The following is a 14,645-nucleotide window of genomic DNA, read 5'->3' as shown; positions in this document are numbered from 1 at the left end:
GAAGATATCTATAATCATTGAAATAAATGGTTAATATATTCATAGGTAATTTCTTCTTGTCAATTCTGATATCTTTCGTTATGATACAATTGCTGCTTTATAATAATTCTAAATTAAATTCTAAGCTTTTTTATTGTAGTTGTAAATATATTTTAAAAGAAAAGGTATAGGAGGGGTACTATGAAATCTTATGATAATTCTTTATTTGATGTTGAAATTGATGAGTCCCATCTTGATTGTTTGCTAAATCCTGATAAACAAAAACCGGTTTTGCGTTTAGCAGAGTGTTCATGTTCCGATGAAATGCGTAAAGTTTGTGATAAGGTTTGCTTTTTTGAAGCATTATCACGTGATGAATACGGAAATGTTGCCATTCATGAAAATTGCTGTACAGGCTGTCATGATTGTGTAGGAGACTGCAAAAGTAAAAATCTGATTGGGAAAAAGGAAGTTTTACCAATCTTCGAACTTATCAATAATACAGATGATCCTGTATATGCGATGATTGCACCAGCATTCGTCAGTCAGTTTAGTGACGCTATGACACAAGGTAAGTTAAGGAGTGCATTCAAAAAATTAGGCTTTGCAGGTATGGTTGAAGTTTCTTTGTTTGCTGATATTCTAACATTAAAGGAAGCGATAGAGTTTGACCATCACATCAAGAATGAAGATGACTTCTTATTAACAAGTTGCTGTTGCCCAATGTGGATAGGTATGATTAAGAAAGTGTATGGAGAATTAGTTCCTCATATGCCTCCCTCTGTTTCACCAATGGTAGCAAGTGGCCGCGCTATTAAAAAACTAATCCCGAATGCGAAAACTGTATTTATCGGGCCATGCATTGCAAAAAGGGCAGAAGCAAAAGAACCAGATGTCAAGGATGCGGTCGATTACGTACTAACTTTCCAAGAGATTCAAGAAGTCTTTGAGGCAGTAGAAATCAAACCAGAAGAGCTAGAAGAAGATTTAAAAGACCATTCTTCGACTGCTGGACGAAAATACGCAAGAACAGGTGGAGTAAGTGAGGCGGTTCAGAATACTTTAAACCGTTTAAATCCTGATCGTTCGATTCCGTTGCGCTCTTTCCAAGCCAATGGAATCATGGAATGTAAATCCCTCCTAAAAGACATTCAAACTGGAAATATTAAAGCTAACTTCTTAGAAGGAATGGGATGTGTTGGCGGATGCGTTGGAGGAGGAAAGGCATTAGTTGATAAAGACCGAGCGACTAAATATGTCAATACATACGGCGATGAAGCTACCTATAAAACACCCGTTGATAATCCTTACGTGATTGCATTATTAAAGCGTTTAGGGTTTCACTCGTTTGAAAGCTTACTGGAACCAAATCCAATTTTCACACGTACTTTTTTGACTGAAAAGAAGTAATTTGATCTAACAAAACCTTGGCCATCATTAAGATGCCAAGGTTTTATCATGGATTGTATCTATAATAAATGTGATGCTAAGCGCGCTAACTCTGAACGTTCCCCTTTTAATAAGGATATGTGGCCAGAGATGTGCTCGTATTTAAATTTTTCTACAACATATGTAAGTCCATTGTTTGTTGAATCTAAGTATGGGTTATCAATTTGTTCTGGATCACCAAGTAGAATAATTTTGCTGTTGGCTCCAACACGTGTAATAATAGTTTTGACTTCGTGCTTTGATAAGTTTTGGGCTTCATCTATTATGATATATTGATTCGGTATGCTTCTTCCGCGAATATAGGTAAGCGCTTCCACTTCGATATTAATACTGGCAACAATGTCTTCTATATCCTTCTGCCTTTTATTAAAAAGCAGCTCAAGGTTATCAAAAATTGGCTGCATCCACGGCCTTAGCTTATCCTGTTTCTCTCCTGGTAAAAACCCGATGTCTTTGCCAAACGGAATAATCGGTCTTGCTACCAACACTTTATTATATTTTCGCTCATCTTCCGTCTTGTATAATCCAGCTGCTAATGATATTAATGTCTTCCCTGTTCCTGCCTTACCTGTGATTGTAACTAAGGAAATGTTATCATCTAACAAAAGTTCCAATGCCATCTTTTGTTGAGCATTTCTCGGATATATTCCCCACACATGTTCTCTCAACAGTTGAAACGGTTCAAGAGATTGTTTGGTGGCATTGTATTTCACGATGGCTGATTGATTCGGTAACAGGGCATTTTTTAGAATTACCATTTGGTTAGGAAAAAGCGCTACCTCTGATTCCCCCATGTCTTCTTCTAACTCAGATTTAACTAGTTTTTTTTCTGTATAATATTTATTTAAGCATTCATTAGAAATCACAAACTCGGAGAATCCCGGGTAAAGTAAATGATAGTCTACTACTTTTTCATTTTTATAGTCTTCCGCTTTAAGCCCTAACACGTCAGCTTTAATTCGTACTATAGCATCCATACTTACTAGAATGACTGATTTAGGAGATGCGTTACAGGACTCCTCTAGCAATAAATTAAGTGCAACAGCAAGAATTCGATTATCATTGTTTATTTCTAAAAATAAATCTTTTACTTTATCGATATTCTTGTGATTTAACTCAACTCTTATCGTTCCTCCATGCGGAAGCTTGACCCCTTCTATTAAAGAACCTTGTTCACGTAATCGATCTAATTGTCTAGATACTTGCCGAGCACTTCTCCCAAGTTCGTCTTGTAGTCTTTTTTTGCCGTCAACTTCTTCTATTACAACTGCTGGTATGACTACCTCATGTTCTTGAAATGAAAAAAGGGCTCCAGGATCTTGAAGTAATACATTCGTATCAAGGACATAGATTTTTCCCAATATTATTCCCCCTCTAATTAAGTAGCCAAAAAAGCACCTTTATAAGGTGCTTACATCTTTCTTGTGCTGTTGACAAAAATTGCACACATATTCTCCTTCTAGCGCATCTTTCTTGAAGCGGGAGCTATGCATTATCTTTCCACAATCGGGGCATTTCGTGTGTGTTGATATTAATGCTGCTACGACATAAAAATAAAAGAAAAAGAAACTTGAGACAACGAATGCTAATAATATTCTAGTTGTATCCATAAAAAAGCACCCCCTTAATTTACATTATGAGAGGGTGCTTATGAATATTACATATAATGAAACGGGTCCGTGTTAACAATTGAAGGTATGACTTGTATCGAACATCCTTCATCATTGCAACGCTTTTGAATCATTGCCGTTAGCTTAGGAACGATGATAGCTTCTGTAGGATAGTGACCAGCGTTGAGAATTGTTAGGTTTTGTTGTTCTGCCCACTGCGCATCGTGATAAGTGACATCTCCAGTGATATATACATCTGCTTGTTGTTGAATTGCATTTGCTATAAATTTACTACCACTACCGCCACATACCGCAACTTTTTTCACTAACTTATTGGATGGACCTGCCACTTGTATAGTGGATAGGTTTAAAACTAACTTTACTTTATCCAAAAACTCAGAAAACTGCATTGCTTGTTCATAGGAACCAATTCTACCGATTCCGCTAGCACTTCCTTCAATCTCTAGGGGATAAATATCATAGGCAACTTCCTCATATGGATGTGCATTTAGCATATTTTGAACGACTTTTGCTTGAATTCCTTCTGGAATTATTGTTTCAATACGAATTTCCTTAACCTTTTCTAACTCTCCTTGAGAACCTATAAAAGGATTCGAGCCCGCCAAAGGCTTAAATGTGCCTGTACCTGAGATATTGAATGAACAGTGGCTATAATTCCCTATCTGTCCTGCTCCCGCATCGCTAATCGCTTGTAAGACTTGTTGGTGGGTATCTTCTGGAACAAACACGACTAGCTTTTTCATTTTTTCTTTTTTTGTTACTTCTAGTATTTCTATATTTTCTATGCCAAGTGCATTCGCTAATGCATCATTAACCCCATCTTCAACAATATCTAGATTCGTGTGGGCAACATATACACTAATGTTGTTCTTAATTAACTTTTCAATCATCTTGCCCGTAGGAGTATCTACTAGAATATTAGAAAGAGGCTTGTAAAAAGGCGCATGGTGACAAACAATCAATTCTGCTCCTATAGTAATCGCTTCATCTACAATCGCCTCGTTCATATCTAATGACACTAGAATCTTACTAACATTCCTACTCCAAGAGCCTATTTGTAAACCAATCGGATCTTTATCATATGCTAAATGCGGTGGTGCTATTTGTTCTAAAATTTTTCTAAGCATCCTATAGCACCTCCTTAATTTCTAGTATTTCTTGCTGTATTTTTTGGATTTTTGCTTGGTTCGCAACATTAGAACCATTTTTAATAATATTGTGAATTACTTTTTCGCGTTTGTTGATTTCATCTTGCCATTTCTCGACAAAGAGTATCGATTTTCCTCTTCTGAGAACAGGGCCGAATTGTATGTCTTGGTGCGAGAGAGTCAGTTTCTGCTTTACAGGCTCAGCAATCAAAATCTCATAAATAATATCGTATTCTTTCATAATGTGTTCTTCTAAAATTTGATAAGAATGCTGTATAAGCCACTCTCTCAACTTAGGTTCACTATTCATCGGCTGTAGAATTAACCGTCCCACTGATTCTAGCTTATCAATCCCTTGCGTTAGAATTTCTGTGATTAAGATTCCACCCATACCAGCAATTGTAATACAATTCACTTCATTAGGTTGCAATACTTCCAAACCGTTGCCTAATCGTACGTCAATGAGGTGCGCTAGTTTTTGGTCCATAACATTTGTCTTCGCAGTAAGATACGGTCCCTCGTTTACTTCACCTGCGATTGCTTTTTCAACGATACCTTTTTGTACACTGTAGATTGGTAGGTACGCATGATCTGAACCGATATCAGCTAGTATTGCACGATTCGGAATATATTCTGCGATTGTCATTAGTCGATTCGATATGCCCAAGATACTATACCTCCGTTTGCTTTACCTGGGAACGCAAAACGCTTTTCCCAATAAAAAACAAGATAAATAATATAATAATTTTCAATGCTAAAGACTCTTGAATACTAGAGAAACTTCGTGACAACCATCCAAGGTTTATCTCTGGCATGAAAAAATATAAAAAACTAGAGAACAACAAAATGTAGCTATACTGGTGTTGCTTCTTATGCTGGTATAATGCATATCCTAACCAGCAGGTAATTAATGCTACGGGAACCCAGTATAGCTGTGGTTCGATGATTGACTCAGATGGTACTTGCTGTGTAACTACTTGATTATATAGAACAGTGAGACCAATAAGTCCAAAAGAAAAAATGATAGGATGACGCAATGCGATAGACATAATTAACCACACCACAAATACAAACAAGAAACTAATATGTACTGAGGAGATGTCTTGATCTAGACCATATAAAAATAAAAATCGAAGAACAAATACTGATAATAATACAGAAGCGATACTGTGGCTGATTAACGGGATATATGGGTTAGAATGTTTATAATAAATGGATGTAACTACATAACAGGCTAGCGTGATAATTCCCAATATCGTCATTTGCATTATTGGGTGAAAAGAGGTAAAATTTAAAAAAAAATAAATTCCAATTGCTACCACTATAACAAAACCTATGATTGTTAATATCCTTGGTAAACTACTTTTACCATTCGACTTAGTATCTTTCTTTGTTTCTTTTTTTGGGGCGTTACTCCCGGAAGAGTATAAATTTAATAAGAAATCGCAATACTCCGAAGGTAGAAGCTTAGACTCGCGCCATTTATTGATTTCTTGAATAATGACTTGTTTTTCTTTTTCGTTGGAATTCATATTTACCCTCCTAAGGAAAAAGCACTCGTCTGAGTGCTTCGAAGGAACTGTTATTCTAAGAAATCTTTTAATCGTTTACTACGACTTGGATGACGTAGTTTTCTCAATGCTTTCGCTTCAATTTGACGGATTCTTTCACGAGTTACGCCAAATACTTTTCCTACTTCTTCTAAAGTTCTTGTTCTACCATCATCAAGTCCAAAACGCAAACGTAACACGTTCTCTTCTCGCTCCGTCAAAGTGTCAAGAACATCTTCTAACTGCTCTTTTAACAATTCATAAGCTGCAGCATCTGAAGGTGCTAGTGCATCTTGATCCTCAATGAAGTCTCCTAAATGTGAATCATCCTCTTCACCAATAGGTGTTTCTAGTGAAACAGGCTCTTGAGCAATCTTCATGATTTCTCGGACTTTATCCGGAGTTAAATCCATCTCTGCTGCAATTTCCTCAGGTGATGGCTCGCGACCTAAATCTTGCAGTAATTGTCTTGAAACCCGAATAAGTTTATTGATAGTTTCCACCATATGTACTGGTATACGTATCGTTCTCGCTTGATCGGCGATAGCGCGGGTAATCGCTTGTCGAATCCACCATGTTGCATATGTACTAAATTTGAACCCTTTTTTGTAGTCAAATTTCTCAACCGCTTTGATAAGACCCATGTTACCTTCCTGAATTAAATCTAAAAATAACATTCCACGTCCTACATAACGTTTCGCAATACTAACTACTAATCTAAGATTTGCTTCAGCTAATCTCTTTTTTGCTTCTTCATCACCTTGAGCAATTCGGTTTGCTAACTCGATCTCTTCTTGTGCAGATAAAAGGGGTACCCGACCTATTTCTTTCAAATACATACGCACTGGATCATTAATCTTTATACCCGGTGGAATTGATAGATCTTCTTCTATAATATAATCATCACTTGGTACCATAATATCCTCAGATTCTTCATTCGATATATCAATTCCTTGATCGTTTAAATAATCAAAGAACTCATCAATCTGATCGGAATCCTGATCGTAATTAGATAAGCGGTCTAGTATTTCTTTATATGTTAATACTCCACGCTTTTTCCCTTCTTCTAACAATTTCTGTTTTACTTCTTCAAGGGACATTTCGTTGTTATTATTTTCTACGTTAGGCACTTCCTTACTCCCCCCTTCCTGGAGTTACTGCATCAAAAATAATGCTATAATTTTTTGATTCTTTTTTGGATTTCTTGCATCTTCTTTAATAATTCGACAAGCTGATCTTGTTTTCCTGTTTTATTTGCTAATTCTATTTGATTTTGTAAAATTTTTAATTCGTTTTCTAGCTGGCGTTTTTCTATTAGCTCTATACAGGCATCTAGATGACTTTGATCATCAAAAAGTTGCTCATCAAAAGTAAATTGCATGTTGGTTAACACACGTAAAACATTCGGTTGATCATGAAAATAATTAAGAATTTCCGACATAGAAGGTAATATATTCTCTTGATAATAGCTATATATTCTAGCAGCAATTAAAGAATGCTCAGGAATTTGGAAATCTGCTTGAATCTTTTCCGCTAATTTTTTACCTTTTTCTACATCATGAAGCATAATCCAAATGATTTCTCTCTCAGCTTTTTGAAAAGCTGGAATAATAGAATTCATCTGGTTATGACTATGTTTTCCATAATTTATACGATTATTCCATTTTCCATCGTGTTTCTTCATGTTATTTGCTTTTTTTTGTTTTTCTATCTGTTTTTTTAATTCATCTTGAAGAGAATCTAAGGATAAATTCACTTCTTTACTCAATTCCAACAGAAAATACTCACGTTTCGGGGCATTCTCAATTTCAGCAATTACCCGAATTGCCTCCATCGCATAATGGACTTTTTCTTCACCATTTTGCGTCGGATATTTACTTTTCAATAATTGAAGTTGTAACTGCTCTCTAGAGATTGCATTTTTTCGTAACTGGGCAAAATCTTGTAATGTTTGCGTCTTAAAATAATCATCCGGATCTTGTCCATCTGGCAAGTTCACGATTGCAGTATCAATTGAATGGTTCTCTAAAATTTCACTACCTCTGAGTGCCGCTTGAGTCCCAGCTTCATCACCATCGTATAGTAAGATTGCCTTATTTACGTTTCTACGGATTAGCTTTGCATGCTCTGGAGTGAATGAAGTTCCTAATGTTGCTACGGTATTGTAAAGACCGTTTTGATAGGCTGCGATGACGTCTATATATCCTTCTGTGATATACACTTCGGCGTTTTGATGCATAGACATTCTAGCACGATGTAGATTATAGAGAACTTTACTTTTATTAAATATAGGCGTTTCGTTAGTGTTTAAATACTTAGGCTCGCCTTGATCTAGGATTCGACCGCCGAACGCTATTACTCGACCTTGCCCATCCCAAATCGGAAACATAATGCGGTTTCTAAAACGGTCATAATATCGATTACTTTTTGTACTTTTTGTTATAAGTCCACCAAGTTCTAATTCTTCTTCATGAAAACCTCTTCTCATCAAAAAGTTTAATATTGTGTCGTAACTATCAGGCACAAAACCAATTTGAAATTCTTCAATAATTTTTCTTGTAAATCCTCTGTTCTCTAAATATTGAAACGCTTGTTTACCAGAGTCAGTTTCAAGAAGTATGTAATGATAGTATTTTGCCGCTAATTCGTGTGATGTATATAGCCGTGTGCGTTGCTGCTGATCTTCTTGATTATGATTATCTTCTTGAACTGGTAGGTTAATCCCTGCCTCTTCGGCTAAATTTTTTAAAGTTTCAGGAAAACTCCACCCTTCTATATTCATCAGAAAGCTGAGTGTATTGCCCCCAGCTCCACAACCAAAGCAATGGTATATTTGTTTGTCAGAAGATACTGCGAAAGAAGGACTCTTTTCAGAATGAAAAGGACACAGCCCGAAATATGTGCGTCCCTTTTTCTTCAAATCTATATATCGACTGATAACTTCCACAATATCAAATCGATTTCTAATATCCTCTATCACATCTTCAGATATTCTTTCCTTAGCCAAACATTACACCTCTTCTTCTAGGGTATAAATTATTCGCCATTTATTATAAATCTCCTTCTTTTTGCAAAGAAATTATCAATTCTGTCAATTTTATTGAAAATAATAATCGGTCTTCTTGCTGCATCATGTCAGTATGATTTGAATCTCGTGAAGCAATCGGCTGTTGTAATTGAATATGCTTTTTATACTCTAAAAATTCTATATTATGATGACTGATTACTCTTCCACGAAATGTGATAACGACACTTTTTTTCTCTAACGCTTGTGAAGCAACTTTGACATCGTGGCTAATGACGATATCTCCCTCGGACAGATGGTTCTGCAAGTAGTTCTTTATCCCATCCGAGCCTTCGACTCTTACCCACTGATAATGCAATAAGGGTTCTTTCACAACAAATAAATGTTTTCGATTCGAAACAAAGTATGTAGGAATCTCGTGCTGTTGGCAAATATGCTTAATTTCTTCTTTCACAGGACAAGAATCTACGTCAACATAGATTTTCATAATGTCACCCCCAGAAGTTCTATACGATAAGCCATGGATCCGGTATCACAATCTTTTTGTACAGCGTTATGATATACCGATCAGTCATTCCAGCCACAAAGTCACATACAGTTCTATGAATATTATTGTCCTGTATTTGATTATGATACTCCTTATGTAGTAGCTCTGGATGAGTTAAATAGTGAAGATACACTGCTTCCACTATTCTCTTAGCTTTTTCTTCTTCTTTCTTTGCATCTGAAGATATATACACATACTGAAACATAAATTTCCTAAGCTCGTTCATTGCTTGAGTTATTTCTCCACTTAGTGAAATCTCTTCTTTTCCTTCACTATTACGTATCATGTCATGAACCATAGCACTAATTCGCTCAGAATGGCTTGACCCTAGTATAAGCATTAATTCTTTCGGTAAATCGTCATATGTCAGTACCTTACCACGTATTGCGTCATCAATATCATGGTTAATATATGCAATTCTGTCAGCAATTTTGACGACTTGACCTTCTAATGTAAAGGGTTTATTAGGACCTGTGTGATTCAATATACCATCCCGAACTTCCCAAGTCAGATTTAATCCTTTTCCATCTTCTAGCCAATCAACAACACGTAGACTTTGTTCGTTATGCCGAAAACCTTCTGGATGTATCCTATCCAATACTGTTTCACCCGCATGACCAAATGGCGTGTGACCAAGGTCATGACCTAAAGCTATAGATTCTGTTAAATCTTCATTTAAACCTAGACCTCTAGCGATTGTTCTGGCTATTTGTGATACCTCTAATGTATGAGTCAATCTCGTTCTATAATGGTCCCCCTCAGGAGTTATAAATACCTGCGTTTTATGCTTTAAACGACGAAACGCTTTAGAATGTATAATCCGATCGCGATCCCTTTGGAATTCCGTTCTGAGATCTTTGCGTGTATCGGCAAATCGTCTTCCTTTTGTATCTTTACTCTTGCACGCATACGGAGATAATATAATCGCTTCAATGTCATCCCAGTTCCGTTTCACAGTATCTATCCTCCTTGTACGTTGTCTTTTGATAATTATATAGTATGGAGGTAGAAACTTACAAAGAATTGTGTTCAATTTTTAAAAATAAGTTCATATTTTTTTCACATGCGATATAAGTAGAAACATAAAAACTGATTCCATGATTTGTATCTCATAGAATCAGTTTTTATGTTTTATTTTTTTATTTTCTATCTGTCTAAATCTATTTTTTGAATTTTATTGTTGCATGGGCTGCGGCAAGTCTAGCGATTGGAACGCGGAATGGCGAACAGCTAACATAGTCTAGGCCGGTACGGTAGCAGAATTCGATCGATTGCTTCTCGCCACCGTGCTCTCCACATATACCAGTCTTCAACCCTGGCTTTGTTCCTCTTCCAAGTTTTACAGCTAAGTCAACTAATTTCCCTACCCCTTGTTCATCTAGTACTGCAAATGGATTTTCTGGAAGTACTTTATTATCGACGTAGTAGTGCAGGAACTTCCCTTCCGCATCATCACGGCTAAATCCAAAAGTTGTCTGTGTTAAGTCATTCGTACCAAATGAGAAGAAATCTGCTTCTGTCGCAATCTCATCTGCAGTAATAGCAGCTCTTGGCACTTCAATCATAGTTCCAACCTTATATTCAATTTCTTGGCCTAATTCTTCAAATACTTGCTTAGCAGTATCTTCCACTAACTTCCTCATCAATGATAACTCATTCACATGGCCCACTAATGGAATCATAACTTCAGGAATAACGACAATTCCTTCAGCTGCTAACTTACATGCTGCTTGGAAGATCGCCCTTGCTTGCATTTCGTAAATTTCTGGATACACCACACCTAAACGGCAACCTCGATGGCCGAGCATTGGATTAAATTCCGTTAATCCGCGTACTTTGCGCAGCAAGATTTCTTTCTCATGTAACACCCTTGCATCAGCATTAGGGTTCATCTGAAGTTTAGTAATCTCTACTACTAAGTCCTCAAGGTGCGGAAGGAATTCATGTAGTGGTGGATCTAAGAGACGAATTGTAACAGGCAACCCAGCCATTTCTCTAAATATGCCTTCAAAATCCTCTTGTTGCATAGGCAGAAGTTTTTCTAGTGCTACCAAACGCTCTTCTTCATTTTCTGCTAGTATCATTGACTGAACGATAGGTACTCGATCGGAAGCCATAAACATATGTTCCGTACGGCAAAGTCCAATTCCTTCTGCTCCGAACTCTCTAGCCTTCTTAGAATCTTCTGGATTATCAGCATTCGTACGAACGCCTAAATCACGTATCTCATCAGCCCATCCTAATAATTTTACGAATTCGTCTGACAATACTGGATCGATTAGCTTCACTTCACCCAGCATAACCCTACCTGTTCCCCCATCAATGGAGATGATGTCACCTTCTTTAACTGTGATTCCATTCACAGTAAAGGAATTCGATTTTAGATCAATTTTAATTTCTTCACATCCACAAATCGCTGGTTTTCCCATTCCTCTAGCTACGACGGCAGCGTGACTTGTCATACCACCGCGACTTGTTAGAATTCCTTGGGCCGCCAAGATACCATGGATATCGTCAGGAGTAGTTTCTGGTCTTACTAGCATTACTTTTTGCCCTTCATTAGCAAGCTTATCAGCAAGGTCTGCATCAAAAATCGCCTTTCCTGATGCTGCACCTGGAGATGCTGGTAATCCTTTTGCAATCACATCTTGCTTTGCATTCGGGTCAATTCGACGGTGTAATATTTGATCTAATTGACTTGGGTCAACACGCAATAGTGCTTCTTCTTTCGTAAGAATCCCTTCGATTACGAAATCATATGCTATTTTCACTGCTGCATGAGCAGTTCTTTTACCATTTCTCGTTTGTAAAATGTATAACTTGCCACCTTCTATTGTAAATTCGATATCTTGAATATCTCGATAATGACTTTCTAGACGGTTGCAAATTGCTACAAATTGATCAAACACTTCCGGCATAACCTGTTGTAAAGTCACTATTGGTTGCGGAGTACGAGTACCTGCGACTACATCTTCTCCTTGCGCATTAATCAAGTATTCTCCATACAATAGTTTCTCTCCAGTGGATGGGTTTCTTGTGAATGCTACACCCGTTCCACAATCGTCACCCATGTTACCAAAAACCATCGATTGAATGTTAACCGCTGTTCCAAGGTGGTCAGGTATCTTATGTACCCTTCTATAAATAATGGCACGTTGATTATTCCATGAATCAAATACTGCGATTGTTGCCTTTTTTAACTGATCCATTGGCTCTTGTGGGAAATCTTCACCTGTCTGTTTTTTGACAATTACTTTATATTCAGCAATAACAGTCTGCCAATCTTCCGCTGTCATTTGCGTATCTTCCGTGATTCCTTTTTGTTCTTTCACATGATCAATCACATGCTCGAAGTGGTAATGATCGACATTTAATACCACTCCACTAAACATTTGAATAAAACGACGATAGGAGTCATATGCAAAACGTGGGTTGTTTGTTTTTTTGGCAAGTCCATTTACCGTTTGATCATTAAGACCTAAGTTTAAAACGGTATCCATCATCCCCGGCATAGAGAAAACAGAACCTGAGCGCACAGATACTAAAAGTGGATTATCTATATCCCCTAATTTCTTACCTACTTGCTGTTCTAATGCAGCTAATGCATCCATAGCTTGTCTGTTCATCTCATCGGTGAATACTTTGCCAGCGTTATAATATTCATTACACGCTTCTGTACTTATTGTAAAACCAGGAGGAACAGGCAGTCCTGCATTTGTCATTTCAGCAAGGTTCGCACCCTTACCTCCTAACAAATTTTTCAAATCTGCATTTCCTTCTTGGAAAAGATATACATACTTTTTACCCACTTATTTTTCCTCCCTTTTTCAATATGTCGAGAATAATCCCTGCGGTTTCCTCTACGGCCTTGTTCGATACATTGATTGTTGGACAACCAATTCTTTTGATAATTTTTTCTGCATATTCTAGTTCTTCAAGAATTCTCTCGAATTTTGCATAGTTAGCATTGCGAGTTAACCCTAGCGTCTTTAACCGCTCTTGTCGAATCTCATTCAATTGGTCAGGATTAATCGTTAATCCAATACATTTTTTTGATGGTACTAGAAATAATTCTTCAGGAGGCGTAACTTCTGGCGCGATTGGTACGTTTGCTACTTTTAATCTTTTATGTGCAAGATACATAGATAATGGAGTTTTGGAAGTTCGGGAAACCCCTACTAACACTACATCTGCTCGTAATATACCACGTGGATCTTTCCCGTCATCGTACTTTACAGCAAATTCGATTGCTTCTACTCTTTTAAAGTAATCTGCATCTAGCTGTCTCATAGAGCCCGGGGAATAATTGGGTTGCTTTCCATGTACATTAGAAAAGGTCTCCATTAGATCTCCAAGTAAGTCAACGGCAGGAATATTGTACTCCTCTGCTTTAATCTTCACAAAATTGCGTAGATTAGGAAGCACCAATGTGTACGCAATAAAAGCATTTGCCTCTTTTGCTAATTCAAAAGCCTCAACAATTGACTCGTGATCATCAATATAAGGAACTCTTCGTATATCCACATGGCCACCATTAAATTGACTAGCAACAGCTCGAACTACAAATTCACCAGTTTCACCAACAGAGTCCGATAGAACATAAACAATCGGGAGCATATTTTCAGCTTTAATAATAAAACCTCCAATCAATCCTACTTGCACTAAACAGTTTTTAGAGATCCTAATTCTACAAACACTCTAGTAATTGTAGTACGAGAAATAAGTCCAACAAGCTCATTCTTACCATTTTGTTTATTGATTACTGGTAAACAGTTCACATGAAATTCAACAATTTTCTGCGCTGCTTCGTACAGAGAATCTGTAGGGGCAACGGTAATAATGTGCGGTGTCCTTGTCATAACCATGGAGATTGGAATCTCTGGCATGTTTTGTTGAGCCACTGCTATTTTCAATAGATCCTTCTTCGAAACAAGCCCAACTAATACTATGAGACCTTCTTCTTCGCGAGTAACAAAAACAGTACCTAAATCTTCCATAAACATCATACACATGGCATCATAGGCAGTAGACTTTTCGTTAATAACGACAGGAATTGATTTATAGTCTTTCACTTTGAGTAATCGTAACCTTTTACTATAAATCTCTCCTTGATGTTTGCCAGAAAAGAAATAACCAACTCGTGGTCGGGCATCTAAATATCCAGCCATTGTGAGTATAGCTAAATCAGGTCTTAGGGCCGCCCTCGATAAACATAACCGATCGGCTATATGTTCTCCAGTAATCGGCCCATCAGACTTTACAATCTCAATGATAAGCTCTTGCCTTTTATTAAGCTCGATTGTCACCACCACCAAT

12 protein-coding genes are annotated in these 14,645 nt (G+C 37.2%); 1 reads left to right on the top strand and 11 read right to left on the bottom strand.

The features are described from left to right. Nucleotides 1–180 precede the first annotated feature (180 nt). Nucleotides 181–1,389, top strand: coding sequence for a [Fe-Fe] hydrogenase large subunit C-terminal domain-containing protein (locus BHU72_RS04305; protein WP_069701404.1), 1,209 nt, complete (start codon nt 181–183; stop codon nt 1,387–1,389). Between the two features lie 59 nt (nt 1,390–1,448). On the opposite strand, the gene BHU72_RS04300 is transcribed toward BHU72_RS04305, so the two are convergent. From BHU72_RS04300 to ccpN, 11 genes are all read right to left on the bottom strand, one after another. Next, the gene (locus tag BHU72_RS04300) at nt 1,449–2,789 is read right to left on the bottom strand and encodes a PhoH family protein (RefSeq protein WP_069701403.1); all 1,341 of its coding nucleotides are present in this window, start codon (nt 2,787–2,789) and stop codon (nt 1,449–1,451) included. A gap of 296 nt (nt 2,790–3,085) precedes the next feature. After that, nucleotides 3,086–4,186, bottom strand: coding sequence for a Nif3-like dinuclear metal center hexameric protein (locus BHU72_RS04290; protein ID WP_069701401.1), 1,101 nt, complete (start codon nt 4,184–4,186; stop codon nt 3,086–3,088). 1 nt (nt 4,187) lies between these two features. Further along, complete coding sequence (locus BHU72_RS04285; protein WP_083248252.1) at nt 4,188–4,874, bottom strand: tRNA (adenine(22)-N(1))-methyltransferase; 687 nt, start codon at nt 4,872–4,874, stop codon at nt 4,188–4,190. 4 nt (nt 4,875–4,878) lie between these two features. Further along, nucleotides 4,879–5,739: a hypothetical protein gene (locus BHU72_RS04280; protein WP_069701400.1), complete on the bottom strand. Its 861-nt coding sequence runs from the start codon at nt 5,737–5,739 to the stop codon at nt 4,879–4,881. A gap of 50 nt (nt 5,740–5,789) precedes the next feature. Beyond that, nucleotides 5,790–6,857, bottom strand: a complete 1,068-nt coding sequence (gene rpoD / locus BHU72_RS04275; RefSeq protein ID WP_069701498.1) for an RNA polymerase sigma factor RpoD — start codon at nt 6,855–6,857, stop codon at nt 5,790–5,792. 74 nt (nt 6,858–6,931) lie between these two features. Beyond that, nucleotides 6,932–8,764, bottom strand: coding sequence for a DNA primase (dnaG, locus tag BHU72_RS04270; RefSeq protein WP_069701399.1), 1,833 nt, complete (start codon nt 8,762–8,764; stop codon nt 6,932–6,934). Between the two features lie 43 nt (nt 8,765–8,807). Further along, nucleotides 8,808–9,269 (bottom strand): DUF188 domain-containing protein, encoded by a 462-nt coding sequence (locus BHU72_RS04265; RefSeq protein WP_069701398.1) that lies wholly within the window; start codon nt 9,267–9,269, stop codon nt 8,808–8,810. Between the two features lie 19 nt (nt 9,270–9,288). Then, nucleotides 9,289–10,284: a deoxyguanosinetriphosphate triphosphohydrolase gene (locus tag BHU72_RS04260; RefSeq protein WP_069701397.1), complete on the bottom strand. Its 996-nt coding sequence runs from the start codon at nt 10,282–10,284 to the stop codon at nt 9,289–9,291. A 205-nt stretch (nt 10,285–10,489) separates the two neighbouring features. Further along, on the bottom strand, nt 10,490–13,138 hold the full coding sequence (gene ppdK / locus BHU72_RS04255; protein ID WP_069701396.1) for a pyruvate, phosphate dikinase: 2,649 nt from the start codon (nt 13,136–13,138) through the stop codon (nt 10,490–10,492). After that, a complete protein-coding gene (locus tag BHU72_RS04250; protein WP_069701497.1) occupies nt 13,131–13,946 on the bottom strand; it encodes a pyruvate, water dikinase regulatory protein in 816 nt (271 codons plus the stop codon). The genes ppdK and BHU72_RS04250 overlap by 8 nt, the downstream gene beginning before the upstream one ends. Before the next feature lie 44 nt (nt 13,947–13,990). Continuing rightward, nucleotides 13,991–14,635, bottom strand: a complete 645-nt coding sequence (gene ccpN, locus BHU72_RS04245; protein ID WP_069701395.1) for a transcriptional regulator CcpN — start codon at nt 14,633–14,635, stop codon at nt 13,991–13,993. Nucleotides 14,636–14,645 lie beyond the last annotated feature (10 nt).

It is taken from the genome of Desulfuribacillus stibiiarsenatis, assembly GCF_001742305.1.
GTDB lineage: Bacteria > Bacillota > Bacilli > Desulfuribacillales > Desulfuribacillaceae > Desulfuribacillus_A > Desulfuribacillus_A stibiiarsenatis.
The sequence above is the reverse complement of the archived record's forward strand: the minus strand, read 5'-3'. Positions and strand labels throughout refer to the sequence as shown.